Annotated in this window: 19 protein-coding genes; 9 read left to right on the forward strand and 10 right to left on the reverse strand. The window is 55.2% G+C overall.

Features of this window, described 5'->3' with window-relative positions; genetic code table 11:
- Positions 1-21 precede the first annotated feature (21 nt).
- The 6 genes from DFO56_RS08955 to DFO56_RS08980 all read left to right on the forward strand — a co-directional run bounded on the left by DFO56_RS08955 (position 22) and on the right by DFO56_RS08980 (position 4,975).
- Entirely contained in the window at positions 22-615 is a 594-nt protein-coding gene (locus tag DFO56_RS08955) for an ATP-dependent Clp protease proteolytic subunit (RefSeq protein WP_370447804.1), read from the forward strand.
- A gap of 126 nt (positions 616-741) precedes the next feature.
- Positions 742-1,791, forward strand: a complete 1,050-nt coding sequence (locus DFO56_RS08960; RefSeq protein ID WP_045510137.1) for a DUF1176 domain-containing protein — start codon at positions 742-744, stop codon at positions 1,789-1,791.
- 77 nt (positions 1,792-1,868) lie between these two features.
- Positions 1,869-2,285, forward strand: a complete 417-nt coding sequence (locus DFO56_RS08965) for a FosA family fosfomycin resistance glutathione transferase (RefSeq protein ID WP_045510135.1) — start codon at positions 1,869-1,871, stop codon at positions 2,283-2,285.
- A 93-nt stretch (positions 2,286-2,378) separates the two neighbouring features.
- Positions 2,379-2,846, forward strand: coding sequence for a MarR family transcriptional regulator (locus tag DFO56_RS08970; protein WP_020456420.1), 468 nt, complete (start codon positions 2,379-2,381; stop codon positions 2,844-2,846).
- Positions 2,847-2,850: 4 nt separating this feature from the next.
- Entirely contained in the window at positions 2,851-3,918 is a 1,068-nt protein-coding gene (locus DFO56_RS08975; protein WP_114413858.1) for an HlyD family secretion protein, read from the forward strand.
- Positions 3,908-4,975: a DUF2955 domain-containing protein gene (locus DFO56_RS08980; RefSeq protein WP_045510130.1), complete on the forward strand. Its 1,068-nt coding sequence runs from the start codon at positions 3,908-3,910 to the stop codon at positions 4,973-4,975. Before DFO56_RS08975 ends, DFO56_RS08980 begins: the two co-directional genes overlap by 11 nt.
- Positions 4,976-5,062: 87 nt before the next feature.
- Here the strand turns inward: DFO56_RS08980 and DFO56_RS08985 are convergent, their stop codons facing one another.
- The 8 genes from DFO56_RS08985 to DFO56_RS09020 all read right to left on the reverse strand — a co-directional run bounded on the left by DFO56_RS08985 (position 5,063) and on the right by DFO56_RS09020 (position 11,319).
- Complete coding sequence (locus DFO56_RS08985; protein ID WP_045510128.1) at positions 5,063-5,299, reverse strand: DUF3343 domain-containing protein; 237 nt, start codon at positions 5,297-5,299, stop codon at positions 5,063-5,065.
- Complete coding sequence (gene yjiL / locus DFO56_RS08990) at positions 5,299-6,063, reverse strand: putative 2-hydroxyacyl-CoA dehydratase activator YjiL (RefSeq protein ID WP_045510125.1); 765 nt, start codon at positions 6,061-6,063, stop codon at positions 5,299-5,301. Before yjiL ends, DFO56_RS08985 begins: the two co-directional genes overlap by 1 nt.
- Before the next feature lie 9 nt (positions 6,064-6,072).
- Complete coding sequence (locus tag DFO56_RS08995) at positions 6,073-7,224, reverse strand: double-cubane-cluster-containing anaerobic reductase (RefSeq protein WP_045510121.1); 1,152 nt, start codon at positions 7,222-7,224, stop codon at positions 6,073-6,075.
- Between the two features lie 119 nt (positions 7,225-7,343).
- Positions 7,344-7,583, reverse strand: a complete 240-nt coding sequence (locus DFO56_RS09000; RefSeq protein WP_020456426.1) for a DUF2164 domain-containing protein — start codon at positions 7,581-7,583, stop codon at positions 7,344-7,346.
- Positions 7,584-7,599: 16 nt separating this feature from the next.
- Positions 7,600-8,880, reverse strand: coding sequence for a DUF445 domain-containing protein (locus DFO56_RS09005; protein WP_017457801.1), 1,281 nt, complete (start codon positions 8,878-8,880; stop codon positions 7,600-7,602).
- A gap of 40 nt (positions 8,881-8,920) precedes the next feature.
- Positions 8,921-9,562, reverse strand: a complete 642-nt coding sequence (locus tag DFO56_RS09010; RefSeq protein WP_020456428.1) for a LysE family translocator — start codon at positions 9,560-9,562, stop codon at positions 8,921-8,923.
- A gap of 47 nt (positions 9,563-9,609) precedes the next feature.
- Positions 9,610-10,380 (reverse strand): AraC family transcriptional regulator, encoded by a 771-nt coding sequence (locus tag DFO56_RS09015; protein WP_045510116.1) that lies wholly within the window; start codon positions 10,378-10,380, stop codon positions 9,610-9,612.
- 42 nt (positions 10,381-10,422) lie between these two features.
- Positions 10,423-11,319, reverse strand: coding sequence for a LysR family transcriptional regulator (locus DFO56_RS09020; protein WP_020456430.1), 897 nt, complete (start codon positions 11,317-11,319; stop codon positions 10,423-10,425).
- A 377-nt stretch (positions 11,320-11,696) separates the two neighbouring features.
- Here DFO56_RS09020 and DFO56_RS09025 point away from each other — a divergent pair, with 377 nt between their 5' ends.
- The 3 genes from DFO56_RS09025 to DFO56_RS09035 are packed head-to-tail and all read left to right on the forward strand — an operon-like array spanning position 11,697 to position 13,961.
- Positions 11,697-12,380 (forward strand): nucleoside recognition domain-containing protein, encoded by a 684-nt coding sequence (locus tag DFO56_RS09025; protein ID WP_020456431.1) that lies wholly within the window; start codon positions 11,697-11,699, stop codon positions 12,378-12,380.
- On the forward strand, positions 12,373-12,840 hold the full coding sequence (locus DFO56_RS09030) for a YjiG family protein (protein ID WP_020456432.1): 468 nt from the start codon (positions 12,373-12,375) through the stop codon (positions 12,838-12,840). Before DFO56_RS09025 ends, DFO56_RS09030 begins: the two co-directional genes overlap by 8 nt.
- A 17-nt stretch (positions 12,841-12,857) precedes the next feature.
- On the forward strand, positions 12,858-13,961 hold the full coding sequence (locus tag DFO56_RS09035) for a M20 peptidase aminoacylase family protein (protein ID WP_045510113.1): 1,104 nt from the start codon (positions 12,858-12,860) through the stop codon (positions 13,959-13,961).
- Between the two features lie 2 nt (positions 13,962-13,963).
- Here the strand turns inward: DFO56_RS09035 and DFO56_RS09040 are convergent, their stop codons facing one another.
- Both DFO56_RS09040 and DFO56_RS25140 read right to left on the reverse strand, forming a co-directional pair.
- Positions 13,964-14,479 (reverse strand): VOC family protein, encoded by a 516-nt coding sequence (locus DFO56_RS09040; protein WP_045510110.1) that lies wholly within the window; start codon positions 14,477-14,479, stop codon positions 13,964-13,966.
- Positions 14,480-14,698: 219 nt separating this feature from the next.
- Positions 14,699-14,800 (reverse strand): SymE family type I addiction module toxin, encoded by a 102-nt coding sequence (locus DFO56_RS25140; protein WP_072051636.1) that lies wholly within the window; start codon positions 14,798-14,800, stop codon positions 14,699-14,701.
- Between the last annotated feature and the right edge of the window lie 226 nt (positions 14,801-15,026).

Raw genomic sequence — 15,026 nt, forward strand, 5'->3', positions numbered from 1 at the left:
GGGAGAAAGCGCATGCACTTTATGAACGAAGACGACGAGAAAAAAGAGAAAGAGACCGGTAACGTCTCGCAACTGATGCAGCAAAAACTGCTGGATGCCCGCTCGATCATTATCTCTGGCGAGATCAACCAGGCGCTGACAGAAAAAGTAGTCACTCAGTTACTGCTGTTGCAGGGTATCAGCGATGCGCCGATTAAGATCTATCTCAACAGCCAGGGCGGTCATGTTGAAGCGGCAGATACCATTCATGACATGATTAAATTCATCACCCCGGAAGTGCACATCATCGGCACCGGTTGGGTGGCAAGCGCCGGGATCACCATCCTTCTGGCGGCGAAAAAAGAGCACCGTTATTCGCTGCCGAACACCCGCTTTATGATCCATCAACCGCTGGGCGGCGTTCGCGGTCAGGCAAGCGACATTGAAATCGAAGCGAAAGAGATCATCCGCACGCTGGAGCGCGTTAACCGCATGATCGCTGAAGCGACCGGCCAGCCGGTAGACAAAGTGAAGCAGGATACCGACCGTAACTACTGGATGAACACCAAAGAAGCCATTGATTACGGCATCGTTTCCCGCGTGGTGAAATCCTACGGCGAACTGAATCTGGATTAAGTTTGTTAGCGACCTTGAGGCGAGAATTTTTTCTCGCCTTTTTTCTCTTCACGCCCGCCAAAATACACTTCTCCCTGACACATAATTTCTGCACACTGTGCGCATTTCTCATTATGGAGTGATGGCATGAAAAGCAGTATCAAAGCGGCGCTGGTGATGACAGCAACGCTAAGTGCGCCCGTGCTGGCGGAGCAAAGCGGCGTCTCGTTTGACCATAAAGACTGGGAAGTGGTGTGCGATAACACTCTGACCTGCCGTGCCGCAGGTTACAGCGCGGAAGAAGAGTCCAGCGGTTCGGTGTTGATTACGCGAAAAGCCGGTCCTGACACGCCGGTGACCGTTGATGTGGTGCTGGCAGAAATGGACGCCGATGAAACCACGCAACAGGCAGCGCTCAGCCTGTGGATCGATGGTAAATCACAGGGCGAGATCGCTACCGAGGATAACGATAGCTGGCGTTTATCTGATGCGCAGGCGCGCAGCATGATCGATGCCGTGAAAGGTAGCGGTAAAGTTGAATTCAAAGGCGGCGCGAAACCGTTTGTGCTCTCCGGCGACGGCGCATACGCCGTGTTGCTGAAATTTGATGACGTGCAAGGGCGCGTGGGCACACCTGGCGCGCTGAGTAAAAAGGGCGATAAAGCGGAGAGTTCGGTGACGCCTGCGGTTGCTGCACCGGTGATCCAGGCGGTGGAAGTGAAAGGCGGCGAAGATCGCACGCTCACCAAAGCCGAAACCGCAGCGCTGAAACCGCGTTTGCTGGCGGCACTCACCAGCGGTAACGAGTGTGACCGCCTTGTCTCCCCGCAGGAACCGGTTATCGACGGTGATAACGACATTACCCTGACACCGCTGGATGGCAAACAGGTGCTGATCTCCACTCTTTGCTGGCGCGGGGCGTACAACGAAGGTTATGGCTACTGGGTGGTGGATAAAGCGCTGAAGGGAACGCCGCAATTTATAACTAACTCCGCGTCTGACTACAGCGATGGCGTGATCTCGTTGGGCCAGCGTGGTCGCGGCATTGGCGACTGCTGGGCTTCGGCAGAGTGGGTCTGGGACGGTGAAACCTTCCGCAAGAGCAGCGAATCCACCTCCGGCATGTGCCGCTATGTGCGTGCGGGCGGCACCTGGGACTTACCAGAATTCGTTTCGGAAGTGAAAGAGGCGAAGTAATTCGCAGCCCGATAAACGCTGCATTCAGCACTTTTGCCAGGTGCAGCGTTTTTCTTTTTCAGGCCGGAGTGCAAAGCATGTTAAACAGCCTTAACCACCTGACCCTGGCGGTTAGCGACCTTGCCCGCAGCGTCGATTTTTATCATCAACTTCTTGGTCTGAAACTCCATGCGCGCTGGGATAATGGCGCTTATCTCACCTGTGGCGAGTTGTGGCTTTGCTTATCTGTCGACGCGCAGCGTCAGTATGTACCGCCAACACAAAGTGACTACACCCATTATGCGTTCAGCGTTGATGAGCGCGATTTCGTCCGCTTTGTCACCCGCCTTGAGCAGGCTGGCGTGGTGAGCTGGAAAGTGAACAAAAGCGAAGGAGACTCCTGGTATTTCCTCGATCCCGACGGGCACAAGCTCGAAGCACATGTCGGCAACCTTGCCCGGCGGTTGAAGGCGTGCCGTGAGAAACCGTACAAGGGGATGGTGTTTTTTGATTAGGCTTTCGCAATCTATGCTCTTTGCCATCCTCGTTTCTTGATACTTACCATGATAACTATTATCGTACCCCGCCTGTGAAACGAGGGGATCGGGATGACTGAAGATGAACTGTTCGCCCGCCGACCGCTGGGTATGCGCATGGCGATGGTTGTGCGTCAGTGGCGTGCCACTATCGATCACGCATTGAGCGACACGGGCATCACGCAGTCGGGCTGGACGGTACTGATGCAGCTTCACCAGTTAGGGGATAACGTCTCCGTCAGCGAACTGGCGGAAGTGCAGGGCATTGAGCTGCCGCCGCTGATGCGCACGCTGACACAGCTGGAAAAACAGGGGCTGATTGTGCGTACGACATCGCCGTACGACAAACGCATTCGACTGCTGGCGCTCACCGCCGGGGGGACGCATATGCTGGGTAAAATCACGCAAGTGATCGAAGCCTGCCAGTTGCGGGCTGCGGAAAATATTCCGCCAGCAGAGCTGCTCGCCTTTAGCGACACATTGAATCAAATCGCCTGTAATTTGCGTACGATGCGCGAAGAAGACAACCAAACCGAATAAGAAAATCATGACGCCAGAACAAAAGTTTGCCCGCTGGGTAAGGGTGAGTATTGCCTCTTTCCTGCTGATGTTTGTCTATTTTATCGTTGCCGATATCTGGATCCCGCTGACCCCGGACTCCACCGTGATGCGCGTGGTCACGCCGGTTTCCGCCCGCGTTTCCGGTTATGTCGCGCAAGTGTACGTACAAAATAACAGCCTGGTGAAGAAGGGCGATCTGCTGTTCGAACTGGATGCCACGCCGTTTAACAACCAGGTGGAAGCCGCGCAAATCGCGCTGGCGCAAGCAAAGCTCACTAATCAACAACTGGATGCGCAAATCGTTGCCGCGCAGGCCAGCCTGAAGACGGCGCAGCTTACCGCGCAAAACGATCGGGTGACCTTTGAGCGCTATCAGAACCTGAGTGCTACTCACAATGTTTCGCAGTCTGACCTTGATAAAGTGCGCACCACCTGGCAGAGCAGCGTGCAGTCGGTGAACAATCTGAATGCCTCGATTAATGCACTAAATATTGAACGCGGCGATCGCGATGACGCCCGCAACGTGACGCTGCAAAAATACCGCAATGCCCTGCAACAGGCACAACTGAATCAGGGCTGGACGCAGGTTCGCGCCGAAGCCGATGGCACCGTAAGTAACCTGCAATTAAGCCCCGGATTTTATGCCGTGACCGGAAATGCCGCACTGGCACTGGTGCATGATAAAACCGATATCGTGGCGGATTTTCGTGAGAAGAGCCTGCGTCATACGCGCGTTGGCACCGATGCGGCGGTGGTGTTTGATGCGCTGCCGGGCCATGTATTCAAAGCGCATGTCACCAGCAGCGATGCCGGGGTACTGGCCGGACAACAGGCGGTGAACGGCGAGCTTTCAGAGCCGCAAACCTCTAACCGCTGGGTGCGTGACGCACAGCGTATGCGCATCCACGTCGCACTGGATGAATCGTTGCCGAAAGAACTCCCGACCGGTGCGCGCGCCACGGTACAGTTGTATAACAGCGAAGGGGTGTTTGCGCGCTTCTTCTCGGGCCTGCAAATCCATCTCGTGAGCCTGTTGCACTATGTCTATTAATACGCTGGCGCGGGTTTTCACGCCCCACGGCAATATCGTTTACACGGCGAATGACTTTCGCCAGACGCTGCGCATCGTTTTTGCCGGGATGATAGCGCTCAGCGTATCGAGTTTTTATAACACCCAGTACGGTGTGTTTTATGTCGTCTATCCGGTGATGTTGCTGTCACTGGTGCCAGTATTTAATCGGCATGTGGCGAAACAGTTCATCTTCAGCGCAGTGATTAATTGTATCGAAATGGTGTTTATCATCGGCTATTTGTCACGTTGGCCGGTGATCATGACACTGGTGGTGTTTGCGCTGTACGTGATGCGTTTTCGCTTTATGAGCAAAGGTGCGCTATTTCTGTTTGGCTCGGCGGGCGTGGTTTGTCAGAGTACGATGCTCAACTTTATGAGCTACCCCTCAAGCGACTGGCACACGCTACTGTTTTCCAATATTGAAGCCAGCATCATGGCGGTGGCGCTGAGTGCGCTGATGAACTATTTGATCCCGGATGTCGAGCCGCGCACCCGTCCGCCGATGATCGAGAAAAACGCCGCGCGCGTGCGCCACGAATCGCTGCTCTCCGGCACTGTGGCGACGATGATCTTTGTGGTTTTTCAACTGAGCGATCTGAGCGATTCGTTATCCGCGCTGATGGCCGGGATCTTGATCCTGTTCCCGATGCATTATCGCGGCGCGGTGATGAGCTCTGTGTGGCGCGTGGTCGGCGTGGTGCTCGCCTGTCTCTATATCCTGCTGGTGCAGTTGATCCTCTACAACCACAGTAGCCATATGCTGCTGATGATGCCGTTGATTGGCCTCGGGCTGGCGTTCAGCGCGCGGCTGCATGTGATGGAGAAAGTTGGCGCGGGCGTCGGTTTTGCCAGTGTAACCACCATCGGCATCATGTTTGGACAGAACCTGCACCCGGATACGGATTTAGTGTTCAGCGATCTCTATCGCATCGCTTCCGTGACGGTGGCGCTGCTGGCGACGCTAACGATGATCTATCTGGTACACCTGATCCTGAATCGCTTCGACGCCACACGGTTTGTGATTGAGGAACAGTAAGCGGGAATGCGCCCAAAAATGCGGTGGTTATCGGGCCTAAGCCACTGTGCAGACTCGGTTTTACAGGTCGTCTGCAGCGCCCGCTCGTTATCCCACTCGCGTGAATTCGTCACCGTCACAGCGATAAACCGCCTCGGTGACATTCGGTATCAGCCACTGATTAACCACATCCGCTTCGCTGTGAAAACGGATGCATAATCCGCAGCCGCCTTTGAGCTGGCGCGGAATATCCTGCACGCGAAAAGCGATCCCCGCCGACTGCATCGCTTTGCGCGTTTGCAGCACGCCGGGTGTGGTGTGGAACAGCAATAGGTATTCCGCCATTAGCGTTTCCTCTGCCGCTGGCCGATTAACGCCGCGCCCAACGCGCCCGCGTACTGGGCGTCGTTATGCGTAAAAACATCGCTGGCCAGATGCCCGGCCAGCATGCGGCGGAAAGTGGTGCAGTGGCTGACGCCACCGGTAAACAGCAATGGCCCTTGCGTGGAAAGCCGCGAGATGAAATGCGCACTGCGGCGCGCCATGGCGTTGATCACCCCGGCGAGAATCGCTTCCGGTGCGATACCTGCCGAACGCAGGCTGATCACTTCGGATTCGGCAAACACCGTACACATGCTGGTTAGCGGATGCGGCTCCACGCCGTCGGTGATGGCGTCCAGGTGCTCCACCTGCGTACCCAGCGTGCGCGAGATAACGTCCAGAAAACGCCCGGTTCCGGCGGCGCATTTGTCATTCATCAGAAAATCGGTGAGATTGCCCTGTTCATCCAGCGCGATCACTTTGCTGTCCTGACCGCCGATGTCGATCACCGTACGTGTTTGCGCGAGCAACAAACGTGCGCCGAGGCCGTGGCAGGAGATTTCGGTAACCTGTTTATCGGCGAAATCGACCAGTTGCCGCCCGTAACCGGTCAGCGTCAGAAAGGGTTTTTCACCCAGCCCTTCGCACAGGGTTTCCCATGCCTCGACAATTGATGTCGCCGGGCGAAACGAGGTCGGGCACAGGAAGCGCCGCACAATCGTCTCGCCCTGGAGCAAAATGCCTTTGGTGGTGGTCGAGCCGGAATCAATACCCACGGTAAACGTCACGCCCGCTCCTTATAACATCTCGATAAACGCGGCGACGCGGGTGCTGAGCTGCCCGATATCCGCTGTCGAATAATCCGTTTCAATGGCCATATAGGGAATGTTGTGCTGCTGACGGACATGGCGTTTGATCGCCAGCGACTCCACCGCGTAGGTGTGGCAGGCCTGCAAAATCACATCGATAACGCCATCGGCCTGGTATTCGTCGACCATCTGGCTGAGCAGTTTCAGGCGCTCATCATTAGGGGATATACAGGAGCAGCCGATTGCCAGATATTTGTCGGTCAGCGCGTCGTAAACATCGCCGCTCTCCTCGACGCAGCGCTCGGTGGCTTTTGCGCCGGTACAGTTTTCGTACCCCACCACCCAGCCGCCGTTCTCTTCAATGGCGCGCACCACTTTTTCCGCCGCGCCGCCAATCGGGCAACCGGTGATTAAAATACGCGGGCGAGGATCCAGCCGTTTACCTGCTTGCCACTCCTCGCGGATCCGCGCCGCTGTGGTGTTCAGTTCATCGATCAGCGCCGATTTATCAAAGCGGAAGGTCGCGCCATACACCACTTTCAGAATATCCGCGCCGCTGATCGCTGGTGGATTGAGCTGCCCGACGCGGTAGAAATTCGCCAGCGCCTGGCGCTCGCGGTTTTTCAGCGCGATGGCCTCGCGCAGCGCTGCTTCGCTAATCGGCTGACCAAAACGTTGCTCAATCGCCTGCTGTAAGCGCAGGATCTCGGCTTTCCACAACGCGCGGGAAGCGGCGTCTGCTGCGCTGTTCGGCAACTGCATGACATGGACGGCTTTGAATTCCGTCATGTATTCATACATTTTCTTTTTGCCGTCGCAGGTGGTTTCACCCACCACCAGATCGGAAAAGTAGAAGTAGGGGCATTTGTCGGTTTTGCCAAAGCCGTAGCTGCTTTTGATCAGCGGACAGAGGTTGCGCGGCAGGTCTTTTTCCGCTTCTTCAATGGTTTCATCATTGGTGGAACAGAGGGAAACCACTACCGCGCCGGCGGCCATGGCAATCTCTTGTGGCATAAAGGTGCAGTAGGTACCAACCAGCGGGATCCCTTGCTCTTTGAGATCCATCACGGTGAGAAAACCTTTCTGGCGGGCTTCAGAAAACTGTTCAAAAACATCTGGCAGGGCGGTGATAAGCGACATGATTTTCCTTCCCCGTGACACGGGAGAGTTTGAAAAGAGGCCGCATTATAGGCATGCAAAAAGTGTGGAAATATTGATCTCCGGCGGATGAAAAGGGGAAAAAACTATTTTCAGCAAGGTCAGATTATTTTTTTGAGATCCATCTCTTCCTGAATGCGCTCGCTGTAGAGCGCATGTGTGCGAATCGCTTCGTCGATGCCTGCGTTATAAAAAGCCGGGCCAATCTGTTCGGCAATGAAATCGATAAAGAATTCGGCGTCAAACTGCTCCAGTTCCAGCTCAAAATTCTGCTCACAATAGGTCTGCAATTTTTTGCGTAACTGCTCGCGTTCGCTGGTGGTGAGGGTAATGTCGGCCATCGTTTCTCCTGGCAAATTAGAAAGCGCTAACGTGCAGCAGCGCGGGCAACTGCGACAGTAAATAGAGAATAAGGCCGATCGTTCCGCCGACGAGCGTGCCGTTGATGCGGATAAATTGCAGATCTTTGCCGATATTCAGCTCGATTTGCTGCGACATATCCCGCGCGTCCCAGCTTTTCACCGTGTCGCTGATATGGCGGGTGAGAAACGCGGCGAACTCCGGCGCCACGCGGTGCGCGGCTTGTTCCAGATGTTCATTTAACGAGGCGCGCAGCGCGCCATCCGCCAGCAGCGTTTCGCCGAACCACAGGCCCGCGTCGGTGATGCGTTTTTGCATACGCGAATCGTCAGATTGCATATCCGCTTTCATCCAGTTACGCAGATCCGCCCACATTTCGCCGACATAGCGGTTAAACGTCTCATCGTTTTTCAAATACTCTTTGATGTTTTCTGCGCGCTCGGCCATTTCCGGATCGCTTTTCAGACTGGCGATCAGCTTCATCGTCGCGCGATCGAAAGCCTGGCGGATCTGATGCGTGCTGTCGGCATTGACATCATCGAGCAGCGAATTGACCGCCTCGGAAACCCAGTCGGCACTCTGCTCGCCCAGCCATTCAGTAGGCAGGATCTTCGCTTTCATCGGGTGATCGGTTTTCAGCCAGCGCACAATCTGGCGGGCAATAAAATCGCGGCTACTTTGCCGTTGCAGCAGGGCGATCAATTGCGCAATGACGGTATCCAGTAATTTCTGGTGACGATTATTGCGGGTCAGGCTTTCCAGTAGCAGCGCGCTGGTTTCGGTGAGATCCACTTTGTCGATGGCTTTGTGCACCGCGCGGCGTAACAGACGCTGGATGCGGCTATCGTCAGCCATCTCCAGAAAGCCGCTCATCACCTGCAACAGATGCACGCCCACTCGCTGGGCGTTTTCGGGCTGGCTGAACCAGACGCCAATCATCTGCGCAGGCTGGTGGCGATGAATTAACGCCACCAGCGATTGCGTGTCCAGAAATTTTTCCTGCACGAACTGGCCGAGATTGTCGCCGATCCGCTCTTTATTACGCGGGATAATCGCCGTATGGCGGGCAATAAACGGGAACGGCACGCGGTGAAACAGCGCGACCACCGCGAACCAGTCCGCCAGCGCGCCGACCATCGCCGCTTCGGCAATGGCTTTCACCCCGCTTACCCAGAAGTTGGGCGGCAGGAACAGTGTGGTGATAAACGTCGCGGCCGCAACCAGCAACAACGACAGCGCCAGACGCTTGGCGCGCTTAAGTTCTGCGAATTTATTCATGGTTTAAGCATATAACCCAACGCCGGGTTCTTGCAAAAGGTTAAATCCTAAGCAGATTACGCAGCATGCTCCACAAAATCGACGTCCCGAACACCATTAACACCGCGCCTGCGACGCGCTCGATCCACCACACACTTTGCCTCAGCCGCTTTTGCACGGCGGGCTGGCCAATCAACGATACCACGGCCAGATCCCACACTAATACGACCATCACCATCCACAGGCCGCTCACCGACTGCTGGAGCAGCGTGACGTCCGGGCCGAGCAGGGCGGTCATCAGCGCAAGGTAAAACAGCGCGTTTTTGGGATTGAGCAGCGCGGAGCCAAGCCCGAGTAAAAACTGTTTCCGCAGGCTCGGGCACGGCTGACGGGTTTCATTGACGCTAAGCGTCTGCGCGCGGCTGTGCAGCAGGTGCCAGCCAATCCACAGCAAATAGATCGCGCCCAGCAGTTCAATGGCGCTAAAGAGCCCCGTGAACTGGCGCAGCGCGCTCGCCCCGATAATCACTATCAGGATATAAAACGCATTACCTGCGGCGATGCCCGCGCACAGCCCGGCGCTGCCGCGCAGGCGATAGCGGATCGCAAACCCCATTAACAGAAAGAAATCCGGGCCGGGGCTGAGCAGGGCGACAAAGTGCGCCAGTGCCAGTGCCGGAAACGCGGTGGGAAACAACGCCATAGTGACCTCCACAAAAAAATGAAGTTCACCTTAGCGGCGCGTCGGCGCTATTTATTGTCGGATATTGATCGGCCAAACGCGTACTGGCGCGGTGTGGCAGCGGTGTAGTTCACAAAGGTCCGGTGGAAATGGCTCTGATCGGCAAATCCGCTCTGGTAGCCGACATCCGCCAGGGGATCGCCCGCGCGCAGGCGGCTTTTGGCAAACTCAACGCGCGCGATATTCAAAAAGCTGCCCGGCGTCAGGCCGGTGTCCTGCCTGAAGGTGCGGATGAGCGTTTCTTTGCGCAGGGAAAAAGCGCTGGCCAGCGCATCAAGCGTGGGCGGTTGCTGCAAATCGTGGGTTAACGCTGCCAGCACCTGCTGGCTTACGGGTCGCAGCGGCGCACAGTGATGCGAACCGCGAGGTAAGGCGCTGAGCAGGGCATATAGTGCGGCGGGCAATGGCAGCGAGTCGTCACGCTCAATTAACGCCACGATACGCATGTACAACTGAAATAACACAGGGTCGCGAATGACCTGCTGCTGGCTGTTTTCATGCGGCAGGTAGAGCATATGGTAGCTGCGTGGTTGCCCGGCGAAGGGGTTACAACTGTGAGGCGCGTGCGGTGGAATGACCATCAGATCGCCCGGCTGGAGCAGGTATTCCTGCCCGTTGCAGAGGCAGCGGGTTTGCCCCTCAACAATTGCTCCGATTGAAAGCTCAGCATGGCGATGGCGCTTATAGGCTTGCCGGCTACGCCAGGTGCTGCGCAGCTCAACGCCGGGTAATGCCTGCGGGCGGCAAAATGATTGCTGTATATCGCGCGTCATCGACATGTTTTGCCTCGTCTGGTCGGCTTTCTGGTATACCACACCCCTTTATTTATCGCGAAAGGCATTATGCAATAGCCGCCACATATGGTGGGCGGCTGGCGTAAAACGCCGGTCGGAGCTGCGCAACAGGTGGCACTGAGCGCTACTGGCGACAGGATGATCGAGCGGTACAGCGACCAGCGCACCAAGACGAATGGGATCGGCGGCGGCATAAGCGGTCATAAACGAGATGCCCAGCCCCGCCTGGCTTAGCCCCATCGCGGTGGAGAACTGGTTACAGCGATATGCCGGATGAAATTGCAAACCCTGGCTTTTGAACATGGCATTCATATGGCGTTGCAGGCCGAAATTTTCCGTCAGGGCTATTAATGGATAGTCGACCAGCTCTTCAATGGTGATGCTTTGCCGCTGCGCGATAGGGTGCTGTGGCGAGACCACGGCGCAAATCGGCCCCCACTGAAAGCTGTGGCGCTTGAGTTCCGGCGAACCGATTGGGCCAAAGGCCAGCGCCATATCCGCTTCGCCGCTGACGATGTCATTGAGCATCTCCTGCATGCTGCCCACCACAATATCGACAAAAACCTGCGGGTACGACTTGGCAAACTCACGCATCACCCCTTCGATAAAGGCGGTGATCAGCCCACCGCCAATGCGCACCGAGATGGTGCCGCCGCGCATATGGCGCAGATCTTTTAACTGGCTTTCCAGCTTTTCGCGTCGCTGGCGGCTGGCAAAATAGTCTTCCGCCAGCAGGCGTCCCGCTTCGGTTAATACCACGTTACGCCCGCGCCGCTCCAGCAACGGAAGTTGTAGCGCACGCTCCAGTTGCGCGATCTGGCGGCTGACCACGGACGGGTTAACACCCAGGATATCCGCCGCGCGACGGATCCCGCCCTGGTTACCCACTTCATATAAATAACCCACCTGCTTGTCCTGGAACATTCGCCACATTCCTTCTCAACTGTTGACCTGAAAGCAACAATAACATCAATAAGCGGATATTTATCATCCAGATTGAATAGTGATAATCAAATTAACCGCCCTGTTTTGTGAGTGAAAGAAAATGAAAAACTGAATCTGCATTTCTGCACCAAAAGGGTGCCCGATAACGGTGAGAAATTATTTTATTAGGATGTTCTTAATGCTTAATTAAATAATTTTTTAGTTACTTTGCTTTTAATTCTCGGTATTTCACGGGAAGGTTTTTTGTTGCGTAATAATTCGCAGTAAAAGGTTTTTATTTTAGCGTCGGGCTATTCAGGCACGGATCCTGCTTAGTAATAAGTCATTGTCATCTGATTATTTCAAAGAGAGATGTTATGAGTGAATCGAAAACGCTGGAGCAACCCGCGAAAGAGCACGCGGAAGAGTGGAAAGTCGGGCCTGGCGCCTGGATTTCGTTAGTGATTGTTCTGCTGGTTTTTTCCGGCTTCTTTTTCAAAGTCGAGGGGATGGCGTGGCTGGGCGCGTTTGACTTCACCACGCTGGGCGGCACGTTCGGCACGATGAAGACACCGGAAACTAACACCTTTATCGGCAGCGGCGGCATCAGCGCGAAGGCCGGTTTCCTGTTCGCGCTGTCGCTGGTGCCAACGGTCATGCTGGCGCTGGGGTTGCTGGAGATTTTTACCCATTACGGCGCGATCCGCGCGGCGCATAAATTGCTGACACCCTTGCTTAAACCGCTGCTGGGTATTCCGGGCTATACGGGGCTGGCGCTGATTACCGATCTGCAAAGTACCGATGCCGGGGCGGCTTTAACCAAAGAATTATACGACAGCGATAAAATTACCCGTAAAGACGTGGTAATTATGGGGTCGTGGCAATATTCCGGCGCGGGCTTAATCAATAACTATTTTTCGATTGGCTCAGCGATGTTCGCGTCATTAACCATCCCGATTATTGTTCCGCTGGTTTTAATGTTTGTCCTTAAATTCGTGGGCGCAGCCGTGGTTCGTCTGGCATTAAATACTGTTTATAAGCGAGATTTCGACAATGAATAATTCCGCAAAAGTCTCTGGTAATCCGTTCGATATTTTCGTTATTGGTGCGCGTAAAGGTTTTAATATCGCCATTAATAATCTGATGCCGAATGTATTAATGGCCTACGTAATCGCCGAAATGCTCAATTTACTCGGCGTGATGCAGATTATTGGCCATCTTTGCGCGCCGTTAATGGGGCTGTTCGGCCTGCCGGGAGAAGCGATTACCGTGTTGCTCACCGCCTGGCTTTCGTCTTCTGCGGGAACCGGCGTGGCGGTCAGCCTGCTGAGCAAAGGCCAGCTTGATATGGGGCAAATCACCATTCTCGCGCCCGCCATCTTTTTAATGGGTTCGCAACTACAGTATATGGGCCGCCTGTTGGGCGTTGCCGATGTGCCGAAGAAGTACTGGCCGTTACTGATGGCGGTCAGCATTCTCAATGCCGTAATCGCCATGCTGATTATGCGCGTTATTGCCTGAGTACCAAGGAGTAAGACGTGTCACGCACACTTGAGCATTTTAATTACCTGCATCAGATCCCGGAACTCGGGTTCGAAGAGTATAAAACCTCCGCTTATATCGCCGGGGTACTGGAGGCGGCGGGCTATCAGGTCACGCGCCAGGTCAATAACACGACCGGCATTGTCGCGGTGCTGGACAGCGGTAAACCGGGGCCAGTGCTGGCGCTGCGCGCCGATATGGATGCGCTCGGGCATATTATTGACGGTGAGCATGTCGCGCGCCACACCTGTGGGCACGATGGGCACTCCACGGTGGTGTTGACCACCGCGCAGGAAGTGATCGCCGAAGGAGTAGTAAAAAAAGGCAAGCTGAAGTTCATCTTCCAGCCCGCGGAGGAACTGGGTACCGGGGCGATTGCGCTGACGGAGGCTGGCGTGCTGGACGATGTCGACATGCTGCTTGGTTTCCACCTGCGTCCGCTGGAAGAGTGCCCGATGGGCCAGGCGGTGCCAGCCATGTATTACTCGGCGTCTGCCACGGTGGAAGTGGTGTTCCACGGCAAAGCGGCACATGCGGCGCGGCCCCACTTAGGTGTGAACGCGCTGGACGCCGCCGCCCACGCAGTGCAGGCAGTAAACGGCATTCATCTTGCGCCATCGCTCACCTGGAGCGCCAAAGCGACACGGTTTCTCTGTGACGCCGGGGTGACCAACTCAATTCCTGATAAAGCAGTTGTGTGCTGGGATTTGCGTGCGGCGGAAAACGACGCCATGGCTGCGCTAAAACCGCAGGTATTGCGCGCGATTGAAAGCAGTGCGGCGGCATACGGCGCACGGGCTGAGATCCGCATTCTGAAAGAGATGCCTGCGGCGATCATTGATGACGAGGCAACCGGGGTGGTTTCCCGCGCGATTCGCAGCGTGTTTGGCGATGCGGGGCTGACCGCGCCAAAATCCACACCCGGCAGCGAAGACTTTTTCCACTACCTGCGCCTGCGCCCACAGGTGAAAGGCGGTTTCTGGGGGCTCGGTGCCAACCTGCTGCCGGGTCTGCATCACCCGGAGATGCACTTTGACCGCGACGCGCTGGCGCTCGGCGTGAAAGTGTTTAAAGCCTGCGTGCAGGATGTGCTGGGCTGATTTTATGGCTTCCAGCGGCGCAGCGTGGTCTCCTGTTCATAGGGCATCGGCGTGGGCCAGGTAATAAACTCGACGATGCTGCCCCAGGGCGTGCGGCCATAGCAAAAGCAGTTTCCTGCGCCTTTCTCCATGGGAAAACCTAGCGGCTGCGGCGTGGTAAATACCTCGCCGCCCGCTGTATCAAAGCGTTGCAGCGCAGCGCCGATATCATCGCTGTAGACCGCAAAATGTTGCAGACCAAAATCGCTGGCCCGCAGCGGCTCGCGCTGGTCTGGCCCGTGCATTTCGAAGAGTTCGATGCCGGGGCCGTGCTGAAGTTTGAGCATGCGTATGGATGTGATCGTCGTACCCGGCACCAGGCGTAACGTTTTTTGCTGCGCCTCGTTATCAAGGTTCTTATCTTCTGGCGCGACGGATTGATAAATCAGCTCCGCGCCCAGCGCGTCAATCAGAAAACGGGTCGCCTCTTCAATATCCGGAACGGTGATACCAATATGATCGATGCCGCGAATGCTCATGTTCCCTCCTGTTAATGGCTCTTTTTAAAGCATAGAACAGATGCGTGGAGTGTTTCTGCTGGTTAGTCGTGAAAAACATTTCGGTGGTAGTTATTTTTTTAATTTATTGCATCAATAAAGATAGAGAGTCGCGGTATTTACCGATATCGGCACTGATACTGGATTGTTTGAATAATATTGCTCAATATAATCAGGGTCCCGATTAGATGCTCGGGGGGATTATTTTGCGGCGATAGTAATACAGCCGTTCGTCACCTTAATACCTACCTTCGCATCGATTTTAAAACCCGCTTTCTCCAGCCAGTCATCCACTAAACGAATTGCCGGAGATTACAATGTTTTTTTGGATGAGTTATCACTTAACCGACTGTTAAATCTATTTTTTAAAGGGGGGTGATTCAACATAAACCATAGAGACTGCAAAACAGTCATGGTCGCTGTCCTTGTCAATAGAGATTGTGATTAGCGGTGCGGATGTGCGCCAACGCATTCACACTCAAAACAGGTACCAAACACCAGGAAATAAAGTCGAAATCCACATGTAAAT

It is taken from the genome of Kosakonia sp. AG348 (assembly GCF_003337365.1).
Classification (GTDB): Bacteria; Pseudomonadota; Gammaproteobacteria; order Enterobacterales; family Enterobacteriaceae; genus Kosakonia.